The organism is Chitinophaga pinensis (assembly GCF_007896845.1).
In the GTDB taxonomy this organism is placed as follows: Bacteria; Bacteroidota; Bacteroidia; order Chitinophagales; family Chitinophagaceae; genus Chitinophaga; species Chitinophaga pinensis_C.
The window spans coordinates 1-21,300 of sequence record NZ_VOHS01000065.1; the positions used below are offsets into that span (position 1 = coordinate 1).

At 45.1% G+C, this 21,300-nt stretch carries 21 protein-coding genes and 1 pseudogene; 15 read left to right on the forward strand and 7 right to left on the reverse strand.

The annotated features are described in order from the left end of the window. Nucleotides 1–248: 248 nt before the first annotated feature. From FEF09_RS28030 to FEF09_RS28060, 7 genes are all read right to left on the reverse strand, one after another. Nucleotides 249–581 carry a hypothetical protein gene (locus FEF09_RS28030; RefSeq protein WP_146308154.1) on the reverse strand — a complete coding sequence of 111 codons (333 nt, stop codon included), beginning with the start codon at nt 579–581 and terminating at the stop codon, nt 249–251. Between the two features lie 385 nt (nt 582–966). Continuing rightward, complete coding sequence (locus FEF09_RS28035; RefSeq protein ID WP_146308155.1) at nt 967–1,275, reverse strand: hypothetical protein; 309 nt, start codon at nt 1,273–1,275, stop codon at nt 967–969. Next, nucleotides 1,275–2,621, reverse strand: a complete 1,347-nt coding sequence (locus tag FEF09_RS28040) for a hypothetical protein (RefSeq protein ID WP_146308156.1) — start codon at nt 2,619–2,621, stop codon at nt 1,275–1,277. Before FEF09_RS28040 ends, FEF09_RS28035 begins: the two co-directional genes overlap by 1 nt. A 50-nt stretch (nt 2,622–2,671) precedes the next feature. Next, nucleotides 2,672–4,837 carry a hypothetical protein gene (locus FEF09_RS28045; protein WP_146308157.1) on the reverse strand — a complete coding sequence of 722 codons (2,166 nt, stop codon included), beginning with the start codon at nt 4,835–4,837 and terminating at the stop codon, nt 2,672–2,674. A gap of 1 nt (nt 4,838) precedes the next feature. After that, nucleotides 4,839–6,464 carry a hypothetical protein gene (locus FEF09_RS28050; RefSeq protein ID WP_146308158.1) on the reverse strand — a complete coding sequence of 542 codons (1,626 nt, stop codon included), beginning with the start codon at nt 6,462–6,464 and terminating at the stop codon, nt 4,839–4,841. Between the two features lie 37 nt (nt 6,465–6,501). Beyond that, entirely contained in the window at nt 6,502–6,696 is a 195-nt protein-coding gene (locus tag FEF09_RS28055; protein ID WP_146308159.1) for a hypothetical protein, read from the reverse strand. 209 nt (nt 6,697–6,905) lie between these two features. Further along, a complete protein-coding gene (locus FEF09_RS28060; RefSeq protein WP_146308160.1) occupies nt 6,906–9,341 on the reverse strand; it encodes a TonB-dependent receptor in 2,436 nt (811 codons plus the stop codon). 218 nt (nt 9,342–9,559) lie between these two features. Here FEF09_RS28060 and FEF09_RS28065 point away from each other — a divergent pair, with 218 nt between their 5' ends. From FEF09_RS28065 to FEF09_RS28115, 15 genes and pseudogenes are all read left to right on the forward strand, one after another. Then, nucleotides 9,560–10,642, forward strand: coding sequence for a DUF1343 domain-containing protein (locus tag FEF09_RS28065; protein ID WP_261387856.1), 1,083 nt, complete (start codon nt 9,560–9,562; stop codon nt 10,640–10,642). Between the two features lie 23 nt (nt 10,643–10,665). Beyond that, nucleotides 10,666–10,824, forward strand: coding sequence for a hypothetical protein (locus tag FEF09_RS33955; RefSeq protein WP_261387857.1), 159 nt, complete (start codon nt 10,666–10,668; stop codon nt 10,822–10,824). A gap of 72 nt (nt 10,825–10,896) precedes the next feature. Beyond that, the gene (locus tag FEF09_RS33960) at nt 10,897–11,295 is read left to right on the forward strand and encodes a DUF4236 domain-containing protein (RefSeq protein ID WP_261387858.1); all 399 of its coding nucleotides are present in this window, start codon (nt 10,897–10,899) and stop codon (nt 11,293–11,295) included. Further along, nucleotides 11,292–12,020, forward strand: a complete 729-nt coding sequence (locus FEF09_RS33965) for a hypothetical protein (protein WP_261387859.1) — start codon at nt 11,292–11,294, stop codon at nt 12,018–12,020. Before FEF09_RS33960 ends, FEF09_RS33965 begins: the two co-directional genes overlap by 4 nt. Nucleotides 12,021–12,088: 68 nt before the next feature. Then, nucleotides 12,089–12,529: a DUF5763 domain-containing protein gene (locus tag FEF09_RS28075; RefSeq protein WP_146308161.1), complete on the forward strand. Its 441-nt coding sequence runs from the start codon at nt 12,089–12,091 to the stop codon at nt 12,527–12,529. A 52-nt stretch (nt 12,530–12,581) separates the two neighbouring features. Continuing rightward, on the forward strand, nt 12,582–13,322 hold the full coding sequence (locus FEF09_RS28080; protein WP_146308162.1) for a c-type cytochrome: 741 nt from the start codon (nt 12,582–12,584) through the stop codon (nt 13,320–13,322). A gap of 407 nt (nt 13,323–13,729) precedes the next feature. Then, nucleotides 13,730–13,990, forward strand: a complete 261-nt coding sequence (locus FEF09_RS28085; RefSeq protein WP_146308163.1) for a hypothetical protein — start codon at nt 13,730–13,732, stop codon at nt 13,988–13,990. Continuing rightward, nucleotides 13,987–14,367: a cellulase family glycosylhydrolase gene (locus FEF09_RS28090; protein WP_146308164.1), complete on the forward strand. Its 381-nt coding sequence runs from the start codon at nt 13,987–13,989 to the stop codon at nt 14,365–14,367. Before FEF09_RS28085 ends, FEF09_RS28090 begins: the two co-directional genes overlap by 4 nt. Next, the gene (locus tag FEF09_RS28095) at nt 14,334–15,203 is read left to right on the forward strand and encodes an RICIN domain-containing protein (protein WP_146308165.1); all 870 of its coding nucleotides are present in this window, start codon (nt 14,334–14,336) and stop codon (nt 15,201–15,203) included. The genes FEF09_RS28090 and FEF09_RS28095 overlap by 34 nt, the downstream gene beginning before the upstream one ends. Before the next feature lie 126 nt (nt 15,204–15,329). Next, on the forward strand, nt 15,330–18,920 hold the full coding sequence (locus tag FEF09_RS28100) for a TraB/GumN family protein (RefSeq protein ID WP_146308166.1): 3,591 nt from the start codon (nt 15,330–15,332) through the stop codon (nt 18,918–18,920). A gap of 97 nt (nt 18,921–19,017) precedes the next feature. Then, nucleotides 19,018–19,520 (forward strand): annotated as a pseudogene (locus tag FEF09_RS32205) (DUF2652 domain-containing protein). Then, entirely contained in the window at nt 19,517–19,738 is a 222-nt protein-coding gene (locus FEF09_RS32215) for a hypothetical protein (RefSeq protein WP_222597222.1), read from the forward strand. Before FEF09_RS32205 ends, FEF09_RS32215 begins: the two are co-directional and overlap by 4 nt. A 65-nt stretch (nt 19,739–19,803) precedes the next feature. Continuing rightward, complete coding sequence (locus FEF09_RS32220; RefSeq protein WP_222597223.1) at nt 19,804–20,076, forward strand: hypothetical protein; 273 nt, start codon at nt 19,804–19,806, stop codon at nt 20,074–20,076. A gap of 216 nt (nt 20,077–20,292) precedes the next feature. After that, nucleotides 20,293–20,679 (forward strand): hypothetical protein, encoded by a 387-nt coding sequence (locus FEF09_RS28110; protein WP_146308167.1) that lies wholly within the window; start codon nt 20,293–20,295, stop codon nt 20,677–20,679. Beyond that, nucleotides 20,676–21,107 (forward strand): HmuY family protein, encoded by a 432-nt coding sequence (locus tag FEF09_RS28115; RefSeq protein ID WP_146308168.1) that lies wholly within the window; start codon nt 20,676–20,678, stop codon nt 21,105–21,107. Before FEF09_RS28110 ends, FEF09_RS28115 begins: the two co-directional genes overlap by 4 nt. The last annotated feature ends 193 nt before the right edge of the window (nt 21,108–21,300 follow it).

Below are 21,300 nucleotides of genomic sequence, written 5' to 3' on the forward strand. Positions count from 1 at the left end.
GCCTGCTGGTATAGCTGTTGCGCTGCATCCTGATCCGGATCAGCTTTAGGAAAATGTCTGTATTCAAAGGTGTCCCATAACTCATTGTTCCATGGCCATTGTGGTGAACAATACCTTGTTCATGCCTTTCAGTATATCCGGAATTTCTTGCCGGAAAAGTCTGGCTCCAGCCGTTGCTGTACTTTACAGATGGCTACGTAAACCTCGCTGCCGCATTGGACCAATTCAGGCGGTATCGATGCCATTCATCAGTCTTGCATAGTCATTCCATTTCTTCCAGACAGGTAAGCCATTCTATCCCGCAGACCGTTTGTTTCCGGCAGGATCCGGATATTGTCGGCCAGCTGACGCAGGAAAGTTTGCAAGGTTTCCGCGTTGCTATACACTGTTTTGGCCCATGTACCGCTGGCTTTTCTGAAAATGTTCCAATACAAGATATTGAAGCGTCGCCTCAGGAGCGTCAGTGGCTGATGGAGTAGTAGAAACAGTTGTGTGATCAACTGTCCGGCTCCATCGCAAATACTAGTTCTGCTATAGGCAGTCGTTATAGGCGCTGTACCAGCCGCTGTACTCCCAGTCATTGATGGTACTGTAACGTTTTTGGAATGAAGGGTAGACGGTTATGTTGCATGTAACGGCGGAAGTTGTCTTGTGTAAACAGTGCAATGACCCTGTCCCGGTATTCCAGATCCATAAAGCCGTGCTTTCCAGATATTTTCTTACCATGTAGGTTCCGTCTTTGTCAATGGAAGTCAGCAGATAGTCAAGGCTGATCTGTACCAGTTCCGGTGTGACAAGTTTGCTGTCTGCATAATATTCAGCAGCCGTTGAAGAATGCCATCTGTCTTTGGAAGACTTAACAGCATTTTATACAAAGCAATAACCTCTGTTTTTTTATGGTCCTGTTCTGCCACGCTTCATTCAGCATTCTTTCTGCTTCCATGAAAGTCTGCATGCCATTCTTCTTCAACAGTGTTCTTTGAACGCCGGCAGAAAAGCACCTGTCTGATCTGCCTTTTCTGTTTCTGACAACAGCCAGTTCGCTTTGGTCAGTGAAACGATATAAGGGAGTTCCGCCCTTATAGTAGCATCCTGTGCTGACAGTTTTCCGAGCGTCTGTACCCATTCATCCAGTGGTGCCTGTGGATAAAATGCAATGTGGCGGTATAGTACATTGATCATGGTCGGCGCCAGTTGCTGCATATCTGTTTCCAGTGTTTTTAATAAACCGTAGATATTGGCGACCTCCGAAATGTTTTTTGCCTGTTCCAGCATCAGTCCCAGACTACGTTTGAGATCGGGAGAATCGCTGTAGGAGAAAGTACGCAGACGTTCTGTAACAACTGATTAATGGCAGCAGGGAAGTAAACACCTTCCATGATTTCCCGGAACAGTTGCAGTAAGGGTATTTTATTTTCTGTCGTAACAGCGATCTGCGTAGCTGCTTCGGCCAGTTGTATTTTCAGGTGATGTTCGGTTTCTGCCAACGCCAGTGAAATCAGTGCCGCTTCTGTAGCAGACGATTTACGACCGGTATGTAACAGCACAGTAATCAGCGCACTTCGTAACACCGTGAGCGGTTCTTTGCGAATGGCTTCAGTCAATGCGGGTTCTATTGTATCCTGATAACGGACGAAGTGTTGCTGCAGATAAGGAATGGCAGCTTCTCTCACATAAGGATTGGTATCCTGTAGTCCTTTTATTAACAGTGCCGGTATTTCACTGTGACGAAGCAAGGAAAGTAGACTGATTTTTAATCCGGCGGACGGACTATCTGTAAACAGTTGCGACAGTTGTTCTTCCAGTTCCGGATGTGCAGTCAGTCTGTCTTTCAGTATGGCCAATAATTCCGGTTGATCAGGCATGCGTTGCAATGCCGCGAGAATGCCGGGGAATAATGTCCGGTCTGCGTTTTTAAGTCCGGCCAGCAATTGTATAATGGCCGTACGCACGTTTAAGTCATTTTCCTGCAGGAACTGTGTTGACAAACTACTGATCACTATCGGAGAAGGAGCGGGTAATGAGGCGAGGAAGCTGATGGCATCCAGTCTGGTACTGCTGCTTTCCAATGGAGATAAGAATAATAATGTCAGTTCTTCCGCTGATTCCAATGGAAACTGTTTCACCAGCTGCAATAAACCATATTTGATTTTCGCAGGTGCCAGTGGAATAAATGTGCTGATCTTCCGGATGGTGTCAGGTGTTTTTTGTACTGTATTCCCTAGACCATGGATACATGCCAGCTGTATCGTAATATCAAGATCGCTGACCAATGTTTCTGCCAGTATCTCCTGCACCAGATCTACGTGTGCGGCTAGTGCTGCCAGTTTATGTACTGCTTGCAGCCGTAGTGCTCTTTCTGTTTCCAGACAGGCAAACCAGCAAAAAGTATCAATATAGGCACTCCTTTGTGTAAGACGGGTAATGGGTATGTCAGACAATAGTTCCAGCATCCGGGAACGTACCGTAACAGAAGTTTCATTTCTTGCTGCAAGAGACAATTTTTCTGCAGCTTCGTCTGTAGCAAGGAAGGGCTGCAGACTGTCCAATGCATTCAGACGGTCGGCTTCTGAACGTTCTGGTGCTAATAGTATATCGAATAAAGCTAATTCTTCAGGCATCGTTTAAAGTTATCGGGTCAGCAAATAGTTAACCGGTTGTCACTGTATGATCAATCAGCGAAACCGGGTCCTTCTTCGTCAGCAAATCCGGGTTTCTCCGGCGCTGCATTGCGCAGCATCTTTTCCAGATCCATACCGGCATTGCGGGTGGCATCTTTCAATGCCCGCATGGCGTCGGCATCCTGTTGTACAAAAGGTTGCTGAACGATCCATTGCAGGAGATCAGGGACAGGTGCCCACGAGCTGTTGGCTGTCAGATAACTGATATAGGGCTGGATACCTGCGGCAGACTGCTGTTGCTGCAGATGCCGGCGGAAAATTGCTTCCAGTTCATCTCCCCAGATGAGCTGATTCAGTTCATCCAGCTGAAGAAGATTGATATAGCGGCCTCTTTTTTCCAACAAAGACCATAATCCCTCTTTCAACTCGGCAAACTGTGGATTACTTTTCAGCACAAGCAGGTATTGCTTGAATTTAGACTCATTACCGAGGTCTGTGGTCAACAGCTGGTTGAGTGTGTATCTGCTGAGATTATCGTCTATACCCGCTTTTACAGCCAGAAAACGGAGTATTTCTACATCGGAGACACGCTCCTGATAGAGAGAAGAACTGCTGCCGGGTGTAAGGGCTGCCCAGAGGATACTGCGGGCCATGGCCGGATTATCGTCATAGTACATCCAGAGATGCGGGAATATACCGGAGAAGTCATGTTCAACATCTGCCTTGTGCAACCATTGTTCCCAGTTGATATGTTCGCCCCCTGCCTGCGAGATAGCGCTCTCCTGTACCCTTGTACAGATATCGCGGATGGTGGCATCCGTTTCGTGATCAGCCAGTTTGCTGAATACCTGTATGGTGGCAGAGGACAGTTCCGGAATGGTACTGATCTTTCTGGCCAGCGTACGGCGGAGGTCTGCCTGCAGGTCCGGATATAGTAGTACAGGCGCTGCTGCTTCTACGGTAGCAATATTGGCTCTGGTCAGTGGTATTAATAGTATTCCTCTTATACCCGCTTCTTTAATAGCAGGAGAAGGTGCGTCAAGCGCCTTCAGGTAAAAGTTGTTCAGCTCATCGCCTGTTGTCACAGCAGAGGCGATAGCATTCAGGATGGCTGTGCGGCATGCTGTCTGTTGTTCCTGTTCGAATAACTGCACGAATTTTTCAAATAATGCAGGCCTTTGTGGAATCAGCTTACCCAGAATTTCATAAATGCGTACTGCAAGTGCCGTCTGGATATTCTGCTCAACCAGCTGTAACAGTGCATTGGATAATGTCTCATGTTGCGCAGTGTATGGCGCCAGCATGTTGATCAGTCCCAATGCGATATTGGCTTCTTTCTCCGTAGCCAGATTAGTGCAGAGGTGAGCAATGATCGGCGGTGTCAGTTGAATGCTATAGGAAAAAGCATGCAATGCAGCACTCCTTACATGGGCATCCGGATCGTTCCTGCCGGAGTCGAGCAGTACATCAAGCAGTTCCGGACTGTCTATACCATGTACTGCCAGCAATTGTATACAACGTATGCAGATCAGGGGAGATCTGTCTGATTTTATCAGTCGGGTCAATGCATCAGTGGGTACATAAGACCGGTCAAAACAGAAGCGTAGTACCATTTCTTTAATTGGGAATGGTTCTTCCGGCGTCAGCAACTGACTGATCAGTGGCAGGTCTGCTTCGTTTTGCAGCAGTAATCTGTTCACCAATACCAGTTTGTCAGCCTCGTCTACCTTGTTTAGTATTTCTTTGTAAAAGCTGAGATCTTCCGGTGTCGCATCCATAGGTATCAGCAACCAGGACAAGATCATGCTGCTGACATCCCTGTTGTCCTGCTGCCTGTAGAAGGAGATCAGGTGCTGTCTGGCTTGTTTATCTGTCACGGAAAATCTTCCCAGCAGGGGAAGAATAATATCTCTGCTTTCGTCCTGTTGCAGAGAAGCGATCAGCACATTGATAAACCGTTCTTTGACAGCTATCTGGTGCATACCAGTACCGGCTAACTGTAACAACATATCCGCCTTAAGCTGTGTATCTTTTTCTGCTTCGATCAGGTCTATCCATTTTGCAGCAATCGCGGGATCCTGCAGGTATGGGCTTGCTGATGACAGCAGAGAGTATTTTGTATCTGTATCAGAGAGCGATACCATATCCAGCATCATCAGGGATTGTGCGGTATTGGCCGTTCTTCTTTCTTTGATTTGTTCAATGATGTTACTCATGTCAGGATGTTTTCAGCGTATTGGGTTTAATACCTGCCAGGGCTTCTGTGAGTGTATCCTGCTGACCGGCTTCCAGGTTTAGTTTCAGAATGGCGTCCAGTGCTTTTTGTCTGGACTGCGTGTCCACCATTTCGTTGCGTACAACGGATAGTAGTACATCGAAGCGTTTTTCTACGCCGGGGCGCAGGTAACCATCGAGACAAATCCGAAGTAATTCCCTTTCTGTGTCATATAATAATACATCTTCCAGCGCGGCTGGTATCTGCGGATAGAGCTCCGCTACACCTGTCAGTATACCTGCGCAGGTAACCCTGAAAGGAGAACCCGGTTCTGTGAGTTCTGTACAGAAGGCATCTACCAGTTGCGGGTGACGGGCAACAGACAATGCTTTTACCTGATTGAAAAGTATTTCCCGCAGGCTTTCATCCCTTTCTTTTGTGAATAACTGTAATAGTGTATCAAGAACCTGTTCGGTTTTCAGACGTCCGATCAGTAATGAGAGTACTTTTTTACGCTGTGCTGTATTAGGCAGGTCTTTAATACCGTCCAGCAACATATTGCTGATCTCCGGATCTCTGCCTGCATAAGGGGCCAGCATATCTGTGAGTTGATTGAATTCTGCATCATCAAAAACGCCGGGATGGGAACTGAATGCAGCAGCCACTGTATTGCGAATCTCAGGCAATCGCATCACTGGTTTCAGGAGTTCCAGTACAGTGAGACGTACGCCTGCTGATCGGTCGCCGGCAAGAGCGGCAGCCATCTGTATCAGCTGCTCATTGCTTAGTTCCGGCATCTCTTTCTGTAGACGCAATGCCTGTTGACGGATACTTTCGTCACTGTCTTGTACAGAAGACCAGTATACCTGTGCCACCATATCTCCATTCCATGGACGTATGCGTTGTAATGCAAGCAAGGCCTGTGCACGCATATAGGACTCATTGTCAGTACGTAATACCTGTATGATCAGTGGTGCATAAGCTGTATCCAGCAGTTTGGCATCCGCCAGACGTCTGAGGATGCGTACACGTATATCCTTGTCATTCTTTACATCCAGATAAGGCTGTAAAGCAGATACGATCTTTTCTCCCCATACAGGGCATTTTTCCGCCAGTGTAAGCGCCTGTAACTGTAATAATGTACCGCCATTACGATGTTTGTCCAGTGCTGCCAGCGCAATATCCTCTGTCACAGCCGGTAATGTAGATAAAGTATCCTGTACCGCCGCCATTTCCTGTTCACTGAGTTGCGTATTAGCAGCCAGTGTAATAAAGAAGGGGGCCAGACGGCTATCCTGATGCAAACTTTCCTGTAAACGGTAAAGCAGGGCCGTACGGGTATCACGGTCTTTCTCCTGTTGAAATATCAGTATCAATGCATCAAACAATGCACTGAGGTCCGTAAAACGGGAGGTATTCAGTGATGAGAGGAAGAATAACAGTCTGTCGCGGGTTTCTTTGTCCTTCGTTTGTGGCAGTACTTCCAGCAGGGCAGTGGTCACTTCGGGAACATGCAGGTTCTGTGAGGCCAGTTGAATGATCTGGGCTTTGATTACCTGTTCTGCGTGGGGGCTTCCCAGTACTTTCCGGATCAGTCCCGGCAGGGAATGTTGGGTCGTATTGTCCATCCTTTTCAATTAGATATGATATAATAAAAGAGTGCGGTTACAATGTTTCTATCGCCTCTATTTTGTCGGTTTTGATCGTACAGCGTTTGCCTTCAGCAGTTCTGACCTCTACGGCGCCGGAATGCAGCTGACTGACAATACCGTGTACAATAGCGCTTGTCAAAAATATGGAGACGGGCTGTTGTTCTGTATAACTGTTTTCCAGTAATTTTTCGAACAGGGTTGTTGACATGACATTTGGGTTTTATGAACCAATGGGGTGAATTTCGAATATTTACTGCGCAAAAGTAAAATTTAATTAGGAATTAGATATTAAGAATTGGTAATGGGGATGCTTTTGACAACTGAAATAAACTTTTAAGGATATAGCGGAAAATAAAAAGGCCTGCGCTTATAATAAGAGCGCAGGCCTTTTGTAATATGGTATGAGCGTTGTTAAGATCAGAATCTGAAAGTTGCATTCACTGACAGACGTCTTGGCATTTGTTTTTCCAGAGTGGTCCATCCTGTGAAATACTCCTTGTTGCTGACGTTATCCAGCTTTACACCCAGACGGTATGATTTTGCATTGTAGAATACAGATGCATTCAGTACCGTGTAAGAAGGCAGTGTGAATAAACCAGTGGTCAGACCGTTGGTTACATTGTTATCACTTGCATAGTTACCGCCAAAGCCCAGACCAAGACCTTTTACAGTGCCTTTGGTGAAGGTATAGCTGATCCACGCATTCGCAAGGTTAGCCGGACCTGCAGATACCGGTCTTCTGTTCAGGTATTCTTTATCTGTCTGTAATGATTTGCTGTCATTGTAGCTGTAACCAGCTACGATATTCAGACCCGGGAGCGGATTCGCGATCACATCAAATTCCACTCCTTTGCTTTTCTGTTTGCCATCCTGTATCGTAACGTTGTAGGCGGTACCTTCACGTTCTACAGTGATCTGACGGGTCATGTTAGACACCAGCAGGTCATAATAACTGGCAGTCAGTGCTACTTTGTGGTTCAGCACATCCAGTTTTACACCACCTTCCCATTGGTTCGCCTGTTGTGGCTTGAAAATGTTGGTGTAGTCAGGCAGTACTCTTGTGCCGGGAGGGGTGTTGCTGAAACCATTCATATAGTTACCAAATACACTTACCTGATCTTTAACGATCTGGTACACCAGACCAAATTTCGGAGATACTGCTGTCTGACCGTATTTGTCGCTTGTCGTATTGGTTGCGAAATCTGTGTATCCTTTGCTTTCGAAACGGTCAACGCGTAAGCTGGCCATTGCGCTTAACGCGTCTGTAATATTCAGTACATCGGAGATGTAGGCACTGTAGACCTGTGCACTGCTACCATCTTTAGTACCACCCTGTCCTGCGAGTTTCGCATCCACTGCTGCTCTTGTCAGCTGTGCATAGCGTGGGTCATCATTACGGGTCACGTTTACGAAGTCAAACAGTGCATATGCGCTATTATTATTCACAGTGCTCTGGTCATTGAAATCCAGACCGAATACTACGCGGTTACGCAGATTACCGATCCTGAAATCACCGATGAAGTTCTGCTGGATATCTGTTGTGGTCGTGGTAGAATTCTGATTGTATGCAAAACGGCTCAGTAAAGTATCGTTTGCCGGAGCAGCGCCTCCTGTAGGACTCATATCCAGAAACATCACATAAGAGTAATAACCATCGCTTTTACGGGAGCTTCTTGACAATACAGTCTGAGATGTCCAGTTGTCAGATATCTTATAGGTAGCCTGACCATAGAGGTTCACGGTAGGCGTTTTGTGTGTCAGGTCATTGCTGGTGTAAGACCTGTTGAAATCCATATGCAGTTGTTCCGGCGTACGCGCAATCAGCGGACGATATCTGTTGAAAAACACCATCAGTGCATTGGTGCTTTCAGCATTGTAAAACTCTGCATTTACAAGGAAGGATAATTTATCATTTGCCTTATAAGAGAAGCTTGGCGCGAAGAAGATAGATTTTTTGAAACCCGCATCCTGGAAGCTGCCTTCATCATGATAAGCAGCGTTTACACGCAGTAATGCCGTTTTATCTGCATTCAGTGGTGCATTCACGTCGGCTGTCACACGGTTCAGGCCAAATCCGCCTGCAGTGTAACTGATTTCACCACCGAAAGTTTCGTAAGGTTTTTTGGTAACGATATTCAGTAACCCACCGAAAGAAATATAGCTGCTGCCAAACAAAGTACCGGAAGGACCTTTGATAGACTCGATTCTTTCTACATTAGCAGGATCAATACCACCATTGGTCAGACCCGGAATACCATTGATCATAGTTGGCTGTACGCTGAAACCACGCATAGAGAAATAACCCGCACCGTCTGTAGGACGGCCTGTAGATGACCATAGTTTGGTAACACCCGGTGTGTTTTTCAATGCGTCGTCAAAGTTGGTCACAATCTGTTCCTGCATCAGTTCTTTAGATACAATATTGTATACCTGCGGATTCTCCAGATTTTTTAAAGGAAGACGCGCTACATAGTCAGATTCTTTTTTTGCGAACTTACTACGGCCGGTCGCTACTTCTACTTCCTGCAACTGGATGTCTGACAGCTGTAAAGTAATGTTGATCTCAGTAGTATTATCAGCGGAGACGATAACAGTTTCTTCTTTTGCGCCGTGGCCCAGCAAGGTAATCTGTAAGGTATAAGTGCCCGGTTTCACATTGTTCAGTAAAAAAGCGCCATTCTCGTCTGTAATGGTCGATTTCTTCGTGTTTTTTAATGTTACTGATACCATCGCAGCAGCCTTTCCGTCTGTCGTCTTAACTGTACCTTTAACGACTCCGTTGCCGTCTTCTGCAAACAGCATACAAGGACTGAACGCCAGGAGCATCAAAAGTAAGGTCTGAAATAATCTCATATAATACTTAGGTTTGGGCCGCGAAGTTGGGCCATAAACAGCGGAACAGTTTATGCAATCGGGAAAATGATTTACGCTATGCGGAAAAATAGTTGAAGGCTCAACTATAATTGGTGCTAGATTAGTTGCTGGTCAGGCGGTCTGAGGCATAAGACTTGCTATCTGTTCGCGTAAATCTATCCGGCTTATTTGTATATTGTATAGCTAACGATTCAGATATGAAGATAATATGCACGATTGCCACTCTGGTTACCTTATTTACCTGTCCTGCCTCCCGTCCGGAAACAAAAGTCAGTCCTGTCCGGACTGAACAGGAAGATACCGGTATTATTACCGGCGCCAGCCAGACGGCTGCCTATCTCCCCTTATTGAAAGGAAAAAGAGTCGCGGTGCTGGCTAATCCTACTACCGTCATCGGAAATAGTCATCTGGTGGATAGTCTCTTGAAGAGAGGGGTTAAAATTGTCAAGGTATTCGGACCAGAGCATGGTTTCCGTGGGAATGCCAGCAACGGTGCTAAAGTGAAAGATGAAAAAGATGCCGCGACCGGGTTGCCCATCATCTCACTGTATGGAGCTAAGCGTAAACCAGGTGCTGCCGAGCTGGCAGATGTAGATATTGTCATCTTTGATATACAGGATGTAGGATGCCGCTTTTATACCTATATCAATGTACTGAGAGATGTCATGGAAGGTTGTGCAGAGAATAATAAGGAAGTCCTGATACTGGATCGTCCCAATCCTAATGGTTATCTGGTAGACGGACCGGTGCTGGATATGCGCCTGAAATCAGGTATCGGACAGTTTCCGATTCCCATTGCGCATGGAATGACCATCGCAGAGTTTGCAAAAATGATCAATGGGGAAGGCTGGTTGCCGGGTGGGAAGACCTGTAAACTGAAAATCATTCCGGTGAAAAACTACCGGCATGACATGGAATATACCCTGCCGGTAAAACCATCACCGAATCTGAATACACAACAGAGTATATTATTATACCCTTCTACCTGCTTATTTGAAGGTACTGTCATCAGTCAGGGGAGAGGTACACAATATCCTTTTACCATATTGGGAAGTCCTGCATTAAAGGACAAATACAGTTTCTCCTTTAAACCGGTGAGTATTCCCGGTATGAGCGAAACGCCATTACATATGAATAAGGAATGCTACGGGCTGGATCTCAGAAACTATGATGTAGCCGGACTACGTCGTCAGAAAAAGATCAATCTTGAGTGGATGATCTCTCTCTATAATGCTTATCTGATAAGGCCCGCTTCTTTGACCGTACCAGTACCCAGATAGGAAACATCGACTATCTGGCAGGCGTGTCTGCATTCAAACAACAGATTATTGCCGGCAAAACAGCGGAAGAGATCCGTGCTTCATGGGAACCCGGTTTATCAAAGTATAAAGAGACACGTAAAAGTACCTGCTGTACCCCTGAGCATAAAGGGGGGATTTTTCCGGTTTTTGGGCAGACGTGATTGCGTACGCGGGCATTTCTTTGATATTTGCTCCATACGTGACAAACTATTTTATCCCAAAAACATCATTCCATGGCATGGAGCTATAGAAAACGAATTAAAATTATCCCCGGCGTACACCTCAATATCAGCCGTAAAGGTATCAGCACGACCATCGGAGTCAGAGGTGCGAGCCTGAACATTGGTCCCAATGGCACCTATCTGAATACAAGTATTCCCGGTTTAGGCATCTATAACAGACAAAGATTGTCGCCCGCGCCCGGCCAGTCTCACAGACCGGAAAGCCATGTGCCGGACGTGGCAACACTGGAGCCGGAAGACCGTGGCAACATATTCAGTGTAGCCCCCAATGATGTTACCAGCAATGATATGCAGGGCATAAAAGACACTATCATCTCTGCACACCGTCAGAAGAAAGAACTGACACAGGACCTCGCGAAGGTACAGTCAGCGCTTTTGTATCCCGCATGAAGTTGCTGTGTTCCTATGTGTTTATATACGGACTGTTTATACGTACAATACCAGAGCAGATAAAAGCAACCATCTCTGCACAACAGGATGCGATACTTCGTATAAAAGAACAGATCGATAACAGTTATATGCAGATGGATATTGAGTTTGACGCAGAAATGAAAGCGAAATTCAATGTGCTGGAAGAGGCCTTTAAACAATTATCACGCTCACAGAAAGTATGGGACGTTACCAATGCGGTGCAGCAGAACAGGGTAGCGGCAAGGTCTGCCGCATCAACACTTGTGATGAAAAGAGAAGTGGCAGTTGCCGTGAAAAGTATTCCCGACATCAGATCTGAGAGGGCGCCTTTATGGCTGAAGAATGCAAATGGCGCAGACCTGTATCTATATCCCGGATTTGTGATCATGTACGACTCCCGCGACCAGTTTGGTATTATCGGATACAACGAATTACAGTTTGACTTCGGACCTGTCCGATTTGTGGAAAATGGTATTGTACCCGGTGATAGTAAGGTGATCGACACAACCTGGGAAAAGGTAAACAAAAACGGCAAGCCTGATAAGCGATTTAAAGACAACCGACAGATACCAATAGTGAGATATGGTAGTATATCTCTGAAGACCCGTAATGGCTTACATGAGGAATATGAATTCAGTAATTACGAAGCAACAGATTCCTTCGGTAACGCATTTTCCAATTACATCAGATCTATCAGCAATTAAGCGAATAACCTCTGCCGCTGCGGATAGCATTTGCTGTCTGCAGCGGTATATATGATAACCCACTATTAATGAAGCCGCACCCTCAAAAAAGAAGTTGCCTGTCCTCTGTTGTCAAAGCCGGTATTGTCCTGTTACTGGTATATATCCTGTTGTTACTGATGCCGGGATTGTATTCCCAGTCAGTTTATAAAACACCATACGGTAAAAAATATCATACAGCAGATTGCAGGATGGTAAAAAATGTTTCTCAGCGATTGTCACTGACAGAAGCGCGTCGCATGCATCTGGATCCTTGCAGGATCTGTCATCCGGAAGTACAGGAGTCATTGATACCACCTGTACAGCAACTACTGCAGCAGCCTATAGAACAGACCTCAGAAAAAAACCAAAAGAAGCCGGCTGGTACAGGAAATACCGTGCGTTGTCAGGGTATTACTAAAAAAGGAACCCGATGTAAACACATGACAAGCATCGGCAACGGATACTGTTTTCAACATCAGCCGGATTAAACGGTAATTGCACAGGGAAATGCTATATTGAGTACAAATCTCCCTCATACTTATGAACCCACGTAACATTTTCATTCCGGTTTTACTGCTGCTTGTTGTTGCATGTGCCGACAAAACTCAAAAGAAAATACTTGATTTCGGTGTTTTTAAGCTCACGGTGCCTGCCGGCTGGACCAAATTCAAGAAGCAGGGTATTGATACCTATGTTGGCGGACTGACTAATGGAACGGATACGCTGCATTTTGGTTATGGACACTATTATGAGGAGGTAGGTCAATTTACAGATGAAAAAATGAAATATGCAGCAGATACCGTTAATGGATTACGGGCAAATATAGGGTTGTCAGAAACTCCCGGTCATCTGGCCGTGATGATTATCTCTGTTAACCGGGAAGATCAGTTTATCATAAATGGTTCAGATTTAAAACAGCCAGTGGTTGCCCTCGACATTTTCCGGTCAGTTGTCTTTGAAGAAAGTAATGTATCAAAGAATCATATCACATCTGTTGATAGTTTCATCTCGCGTGCTCCTGTCACAGGAAAGGGATTGTTTAGAATGTATTGCGTATCCTGTCATTCTCTTGCTATTAAGCTTGTGGGGCCGGCACTGTCTGAACGGGTAAATGTCAGGAATGATCAGTGGATGTATGCTTTTTTAAAAAACCGTGCCTCTGTTAGTGCAGATACCGGCCAGATCCGGTTAAAAAAACAATATGGTTTTGAATGCCCTGATTTTTCCAATCTTACTGATGAAGAACGCTGGGCATTGATCGATTATATAAAAGTCAGGTAGCTTATTTCCTTCATGAAGAATGCATATTTAGCTAAATAAAGATTTTGCGGGCTCCTCCATTGTTGTTACATTTAATTGTAATTTTTACAATTAATAATTAACGTACTGCATCCTGCACAAATTTGTATACCGTCAACCATCCGGATAGTTGAAACCGTTATCTCCGGCTATCTGAAAAAATTACTGCGCCTGTATATGAGTGAGCAGATATTTGTGCTGGTTGGATGATCTCGCCGCAGGATAATATGCTGCTTAAAATGACTCATTCGAAGAAGCGACGAACAAGCGACGGCGAAGCGACGAATCTGCGACGAATAACCCCCATCGTTACAGATCATATCTGAAGGATTATTAACCCACATTCCTACTTGCAGCACCCTAATATTTTATCATTATAAATCTCACGTATGAAAAGAAAAATTCCCCTTCTTGCATTCGCAGCCACTATGCTGTTTGCCTGCAAAAAAGATGTTGACAACAGTATCGCCAACACTTTAACAATCCCATCTACAGCAGCTGTCGCTGCAGCAGCCCTGCCTTCTTCCGATTTTAAAGGTGTCAACTGGGCCGATACCCGGGATAACTTTGCTGATGATGAACTGGTCCTTTCAGGTACCACTATCAGTGACAGCTATGCCACCATTCAGACCAAAGCTGATTATATATGAGCGGCTTTCAGACAGCAGGCGCCAATACGGTACGGCTGCCGGTTAATCCGCCTACAGTACTGGGTACATGGTGGCAGGCATATAAAGGTGCTATTGATAAAGCCAGCACTAAAAACATGAAAGTCCTGCTGGCATATTGGGAAGGTGCCTCCTCCCGCAATGGACTGATCGATAATACTACCACCTTCTGGCAGATGTGGGATGCGATCATCGCTGCATACCGGTCCAATCCGCTGATCTATTTTGAGGTCTTTAACGAGCCTCACGGTTACAATTCAACAGACCTGCTGACCCTGTATAATCAATTCGTAACAAGATACCTGGTGTGCCTAAAAACAGGGTTGTGCTGGACGGTACCGGCTACTCCACAGGAGTGAATACGGTGGGCGCAGATACCCGTTTTGACAGCTGTATGCTCTCTTTTCATGATTATACCTGGTTTGAAAGCAGTAAAACAACAACGGCCGACTGGGAACAGCCGGTGAAATCATTGGCTTATCCGAACAGGACTATTGTCACCGAGTTTGGTACCGTAATGACAGATGGCACCAATTACAGCGGTGCACCGGGATCAAATGTGAATAACACCTATCTGCAGGGCATGACAAATTCTTTGCGGGAACTGGGCGTAGGTTGTGTATACTGGCCGGGACTGCGCACAGGCGATACCTACAGTATGTTCACTGCTAATGGCACATCCCTTGCTACTAATAATAACTCAGGTTTAACCCGTTTAAAATATGCGTGGGGAACCGGCACAATTACACCTCCTTATGCATCATTTACAACAGGAGCTTATTATAAAGTCATTAATAAACACAGTGGTAAAGCACTGGAAGTATATAACCAGCTGACTACTAACGGCGCCACAATCGATCAGTGGGATTATTGGGGTGGTAACAGCCAGCAATGGTCATTCAATACTGCAGGGAGCAATTATTTTTCTGTGATTAACAGGAATAGTGTTAAGTCGCTGGATGTGAATGGTCAATCTACTGCCGCAGGAGCAGCAATCGTGCAATGGGACTATTGGGGCGGCAACAATCAGCAATGGCAGATTGTTGATATAGGTTTCGGTTATTACAAGTTATTAAACAGGAACAGCGGTTTCTCATTGGATGTCAATGGTCAGTCAACAGCCAACGGAGGTAATGTGATTCAGTGGAATTGGAATAGTGGCGCTAATCAGCAATGGCAAATTACAGCACTTTAATCGTAAAAGGTTGTTATCCAATATTGAAAGAGGCTGTCCTGTCATCGGCGGACAGCCTCTTTTCCTATTTTCGGAAGTCCAGATAAAGAACAGCTGACATATCAATACTTTACTATTTTTGTGTATATGTTAGTGTCCTACACTTATCCCCGGCACCTCAAAGCCGGTTTCTTTTCCCGCATTACATGGTCTGTACTGCTTGCACTGTTACTATCACCATTCCTGCTGCAGGCCCAGCATACAAAGCGTCCTGACTATCAGTTACTCTGGCGTATAGAGGGCCCCGGAGTAAGTACGCCTTCCTACCTGTTTGGTACCATGCACCTGACAGAAAAGAGGGTGTTTGACTTCAGTGATTCGGTGTTGCTGGCATTGCGTAGCACAGATGCATTTGCCATGGAGATCGATCTTGATTCCGTTATGGCATATATGCTTTCACCCGGTGGTCCCTTGCGGGATACCGTAAATTATATGCGTACAATACTGACGCCCGCAGAATATAGATTTGTGGATAGTCTGGTAATGAAGAAGTCAGGCGTGCCGATCGCACAACTGAATCTGAAAAGACTCTGGTTCGTAGAAAAACTGTTGCTGGATGAAGATGAAGTGATCAGTAAAACTGCGGGTACAGGAGCAAAGGCAGAGAATATCTTCCTCGATGGGTGGCTGCATCAGAAAGCCACATTTATGGGGAAGCCGGTGCATAGTCTTGAGCGTCTTGAAAACCAGCTGTATTTCATGAGTGCAGATGTAACAGCATTGCAAAAGGAAATCTTCCTTGAAAGTATCGGGTATCAGATTTCAGCCAACGAAAGACCGGCGGAAAAAGAGTTGTTTGATGCACGTGTGAATTTTCTGGACTCGCTTGTTAATATCTATTATGCCGGTGATCCGCAACGTATGTACAACCTTGTGGATAAGTCAAAGGCAGATGATATGGGACCGGGACTGGGTAAACGTAATATCGAAATGGCAGCTAACCTTGCCACACTGATAAAAAGCAAAAGTGTATTTGCCGCTGTAGGCGCTGCACATCTCTCCGGTAATACGGGCCTCATCACACTCCTGCGTGCCAAAGGTTTCAGTGTGAATCCGGTGAAGGCCACCTTTACAGGTGTGGCACAACGTGAACGGCAACGGCTGGATAGTGTGAAAGGATACACACTCAACAGAATGGCAGATGGCTATAGCGTCGTATTTCCGGGCGTACCTATCGCTTATCCGATCCCCAATATGAACCGGAAAATGTATGTAGGTACCAATGACAATGAAGCCGCATTTTCCCTGTCTATGGATCTGCCACAACTGGATAAAAATGAAAAAGAACTGGTGGATATGCTCATCGCAAATATGGCGGCACAGGGTAAAGCCGAGCTGAAAAGGTCATATCCGATTGTTTACAGGGATATTCCGGGTACTGAAGCCGTAATGATGCAAGGCAAGCTGCCCTTCCATATGCGCCTGTTTATACGCAATAACAGGGCTTTTGTTTTTATGTATGGTTCTGAAGGTACAGATAGCACGGCAAGGAAAGACTTCTTCAAATCTGTCCGCTTCTATGATGTGGTGCGTGCAGTAAGTGTGTATGATACCCTGTATCGTCCGGAACTGGGCTTTTCAGCAGTTATGCCTTCAGATGCCAATTATGTGAAAGCGGATCATAAAGGGGAAACGCGTCCGGTAGAAGCCTATACCGCACTGGACGATGCGCATCGTATTTCATATGTGCTGCGCATTGAGAAAATGAAATCAGGGTATTACAATACAGATGATGCAGCTGCATTGGCAGGTATCCGTACTGTACTGCTCAGACAGGATTCCACTTCACAACTGATCGATTCAACTATGACCAGAAAAGATGGTTACGCTTTCTTTAAACTGGTTTATCGTCATACCAGCGGGTATATGTCCCGTCTGCACTTTATATCAAGGGGGAATCTGGCCTATAGCCTGCTTTGTACCTATGATAGTAAAAGCAAAGACAGCAGTTACTGGAAAGGTTTTCTGGATGGCTTCAACATACTGCCGGTAAAAGCACAGGAACTGCATACACCTTTTACGGCTGCTGACAGCAGCTTTACGATCAATGGTCCTGAATCGTTTACCTTTTATGGTCATGATAAGGCAATGGCAGTCTCTGACGATGTATATGCAGCACTGGATAGTGCCTCTTTTTCCTCTTACATTGTTACGGTCAATAAATATTCACGTTATCATAGTGGTGATCCGGATAGTCTGATGAAAACATTTCTTCATCCGGAAGATTCTTCTCTCATTGTAGCAGATTACAGGAAATCGGTGATAAACGGATGGCCGGTATATGATACGGAGTTGAAATCATTGAATACAAGTCTGCGTTCATATAGAAGAGTGATCGTTGTAGGGCATGCGATGTATTGTTTGTCTGCCATTATACCTGAAGAAGTAGTCAGCGCCGGTCGTGCACAACAGTTCTTTGAATCCTTCCGTCCGGGAGAAAAAGAACAGGCCTCTCCATTGAAAATCGGAGATAAGAAACTGGGCGTACTACTGGGAGATCTGCAAGGGACAGATACGACTGCTTTCAAAGATGCCAGCGAGTATCTGGTTTACATGCGTCCGGACAGTCTTGATAAATCTACCATCTTAAAAGCATTGGAAGTTCCATTCCCGCTGGATACCACCGGCTACAGAAGAGTACAGCTGCTGGTAAATCTGGAGGAAATGGCGGATGATACGATTGTAGCAGCTACAGAACGTTTGTTTGCCACTATAAAAGATACAGGTTTACGGATAGAACTTTTAAGTATGCTCAGCGGAATACCTCTGGACACTGCTATGCAGACATTTATCCTTCTGGCAGCAGCCATTCCGGAGGATAATGATATCAATGATAACATCTTCTCCTATGCTATGGAAGACAATGGCATGCAGGAAAAATACCTGCCGGCTATTATTGCAGCTGCGGAGAAATCAGGAAGCCTCCTGCAACAGTTTGTTGTTCATTTCAATGAGGATTCCATCTGGAGAGCACCTTATTTTACAAAGTATGGTCTGGAAAGATTGGCGCCGGGTATGGTACAACTGTTGGAACGCCAGTTAAAAGCATGGAATGCCGATCAGAAAGAGAATGGCAGCTTTGTATGGTTGAGCCGCGTATTGGCTACCGGTAATACCTTATCCTTGCCGGGAATGCCGGTGAAGGCAGATGCTGTTTTCTCTAAATTGCTGACAGATTCAATTCCTGCTATCAAAGCATTTGCTGCACGTGGATTGATCAATCATGGTATCAAAGTAAATGATAAAGTGTTAAAAGATATTCTCAATGATGATGTGGTAGCTTACTCATTCATTGTTGACATCGAAAGCGATCAGCACCTGACACAGATTCAACACCTGTTGACTCAGGAGCTGGTAGGACGTGCTTATCTGGCTTATAACATGGAAGAATACAATGCAGATGAACCCATCGAACAGGTAAGCCGCATAAAGGTGCAGATTGATAATAAACCTGCAGTGTGGATCACCCTGTATAGCTATAAAAATTTCGATGATGAACTGTCTTACATATTTAACGGACCTCAACCTTTAGAACCATCTAAGTTCAATACCAAACCCGATCTGTTTTATCCATTGGAAGATGTGGAAAAGGTGAAGAATAAAAAAGAACTGACAGCAGAAGCGATCAAAGCATACAAGGAATATCTTGCACCGCCGGTGGTTGTGAACGAATATTGATAGAGTACACTACTTATCTTGTATATAATCCCCCGGCTGATAACCGGGGATTTTTATATTTAACCCCTGTTTTTTTCGTTAACTTTAAAAAAAAACGATGGAAAACAAAGGGCTGCTTTTTATCCCCGATATAAGTGGCTTTACCCGTTTCGTGAATGAGATCGAACTTGAACATAGCCATCATATCATTCAACAGTTACTGGAGGTATTGATCAATGCTAATCAGGCCGGGTTCGAGATATCCGAAATAGAAGGAGATGCCATTTTGTTTTATAAGTTTGGTGCACCACTTGAACTGGAAGTATTATATCAGCAGGTGGAAAGAATGTTCTGTGAATTCCACCGCCACCTCAACGCTTACGATCAACGCAAGATATGTCAGTGCCACGCCTGTGTGGCAGCCGTTAATCTTACCCTGAAGTGATCACACATTACGGCGAGTTTACAACTTATCAGGTGAAGAATTTCAGTAAACTGATTGGCAAAGACGTCATCGTTGCGCACCAGTTATTGAAAAATGATATTGCAGAACATGAATACTGGCTTGTGACAGACAAACTCTTCCGGGATGAACAAAGCCTGATCTTGCCGCGTGGATGAAATGGAACGCCAGTAACAAAGAAACAGAAACCGGTAACGTACTGTTCCATTATACACAATTGGGCGAACTGAGAAAACAATTACCACCGGAGCCGGATCCTCAGTTGGAGCTATCCCGTAAAGTGAAGGTGTTTTCCGTATCAAAAGAATATGAGGTCGATATTAAAACCCTGATATATACTGTTTCCACTTTGAATTCCGTCATCTTTGGCAGGTAGGGCTGAAAGCCGTAGATGAAGTAGAACATTTCCTGCCGGGCGTTGGAAGCCGTCACCGGCATGTAATGAATAACGGCCGGGAAGTGCTGATGTATACCAGTAGCTTTTTCTACGATCCGGAAGATAAAGTGGTATTCAGTGAAACAGAAGAAAAAAGGAAAAGAGCCACCTATTATACCGTAGAGAAAATAAACGATCATAAGGCCAGACTGACCATTGATTATTACCTGCATAAAAATCCCATCAACGAATTCGTTTTTAAACTCACAGAAAAACAGCACTCGAAGCGGATCTGCGAAAGTCGCTGGACAATCTTGTACCCATTGTCATGGAGATGAAATTACCACTCGAATTCTGATAACAGACCACTTTCAACAGGTGGTCTTTTTTTGTTAATGCCGTTGATAACCTGTATACATGGACGATGCTGATAACTTTTCCGTCAATGGTACAAATCCTCCCTTATTTCTCCGTCTATGGTAATAAGTTTCATTCAACTTTGCGCCGACGTTAGGCTATGCCAATTTTCCATTACATGTCCTTAATATAATCTGATGGTATTCAGAATGATTTATTGCCTCATGGTGGCTGCTGTCCTCTGCAGCGCCTGTGGTAAAGTATATGACCTGAACGGGGTGGACTGGGAAGCAGATGTACCACCCAGTGATTCCGTATTCAACCGTGAAATACAGATCCTGAATCTGGGTGCGCACCTGCCGGAAGGGCATCAGCCGCTGGATGATACAGATCCGATGTTTTTTAGTCTGGAGCGTTTCACCTCTATTGGTATCGGCTATAGGAGTACTGATCGCTGGGATATCGCTTTCAGCGGAATGGCGCGTGCCAATATCACTGCGAATAATGGGCTAAAAGCGGTTTTGGATATGGTACTTCAGCTATCGGCGGACTGGTTGTACTGGACGCTGCTTTTGATGATGTGACCGAAATACCGGATGACAGCCAGTTTAAATATCCTGGTGAGACGGGACTGGATGATCAGGGGGCTTTTGGTCAGCCACTGGGACATGTTGTGTATACTTTCGAAGGCAATTTTCTTCGCCCTGATATCATGAAAGACATCGAAAATCCCGATCCCGCCATACAGGTACAGGTAAATAAGTACCGGCATATGATCTATTGTCTTTCACAGGAAACAGTAAAGACATTTAAAGACGTCCGCACACTGAGACCGCGTACCATCATCATCAAAACAGCAAAGGGAAACTATGCAAAAATGGAGACGCAGAGTCTGTATGATGGTATCATGGATGCCATGCAGATGCGCAGGGATAAGGATATCAAAATGCCTGTGTATAGTTTCCGCTATGTACTGGCTAAAGCAGGAGAAAGCGCTTTGGTTTCATGGTGAACCGGCCGAAGATCACTGTTACATTATAAGCAACGAAAAACAATGGCTATTAACATATATACAATGAACAAACTGCTAACCGCATAAAGCAATTTTGCCGGCTTGTCATCATAGTCACGCTTGTTACAGGTTTTTATGCCTGTAAGAAAACCGAAGTGGTACCTTTGAACGTACACCCGGCAACACAATTCAG

Excerpts from the sequence above, each read along its gene's own strand:
- FEF09_RS28085 (WP_146308163.1), top strand. The coding sequence starts at position 13,730 with ATGAAAAGAAAAATTCCCCTTCTTGCATTCGCAGCCACTATGCTGTTT.
- FEF09_RS28100 (WP_146308166.1), top strand. The coding sequence starts at position 15,330 with ATGTTAGTGTCCTACACTTATCCCCGGCACCTCAAAGCCGGTTTCTTT.
- FEF09_RS28040 (WP_146308156.1), bottom strand. The coding sequence starts at position 2,621 with ATGCCTGAAGAATTAGCTTTATTCGATATACTATTAGCACCAGAACGT.
- FEF09_RS28065 (WP_261387856.1), top strand. The coding sequence starts at position 9,560 with ATGAAGATAATATGCACGATTGCCACTCTGGTTACCTTATTTACCTGT.
- FEF09_RS32215 (WP_222597222.1), top strand. The coding sequence starts at position 19,517 with ATGAAATGGAACGCCAGTAACAAAGAAACAGAAACCGGTAACGTACTG.
- FEF09_RS28090 (WP_146308164.1), top strand. The coding sequence starts at position 13,987 with ATGAGCGGCTTTCAGACAGCAGGCGCCAATACGGTACGGCTGCCGGTT.
- FEF09_RS33965 (WP_261387859.1), top strand. The coding sequence starts at position 11,292 with ATGAAGTTGCTGTGTTCCTATGTGTTTATATACGGACTGTTTATACGT.
- FEF09_RS33960 (WP_261387858.1), top strand. The coding sequence starts at position 10,897 with ATGGCATGGAGCTATAGAAAACGAATTAAAATTATCCCCGGCGTACAC.
- FEF09_RS28080 (WP_146308162.1), top strand. The coding sequence starts at position 12,582 with ATGAACCCACGTAACATTTTCATTCCGGTTTTACTGCTGCTTGTTGTT.
- FEF09_RS28045 (WP_146308157.1), bottom strand. The coding sequence starts at position 4,837 with ATGAGTAACATCATTGAACAAATCAAAGAAAGAAGAACGGCCAATACC.
- FEF09_RS32220 (WP_222597223.1), top strand. The coding sequence starts at position 19,804 with ATGAATAACGGCCGGGAAGTGCTGATGTATACCAGTAGCTTTTTCTAC.
- FEF09_RS28050 (WP_146308158.1), bottom strand. The coding sequence starts at position 6,464 with ATGGACAATACGACCCAACATTCCCTGCCGGGACTGATCCGGAAAGTA.
- FEF09_RS28030 (WP_146308154.1), bottom strand. The coding sequence starts at position 581 with ATGACTGGGAGTACAGCGGCTGGTACAGCGCCTATAACGACTGCCTAT.
- FEF09_RS28055 (WP_146308159.1), bottom strand. The coding sequence starts at position 6,696 with ATGTCAACAACCCTGTTCGAAAAATTACTGGAAAACAGTTATACAGAA.
- FEF09_RS28110 (WP_146308167.1), top strand. The coding sequence starts at position 20,293 with ATGGTATTCAGAATGATTTATTGCCTCATGGTGGCTGCTGTCCTCTGC.
- FEF09_RS28060 (WP_146308160.1), bottom strand. The coding sequence starts at position 9,341 with ATGAGATTATTTCAGACCTTACTTTTGATGCTCCTGGCGTTCAGTCCT.
- FEF09_RS28035 (WP_146308155.1), bottom strand. The coding sequence starts at position 1,275 with ATGCTGGAACAGGCAAAAAACATTTCGGAGGTCGCCAATATCTACGGT.
- FEF09_RS28075 (WP_146308161.1), top strand. The coding sequence starts at position 12,089 with ATGAAGCCGCACCCTCAAAAAAGAAGTTGCCTGTCCTCTGTTGTCAAA.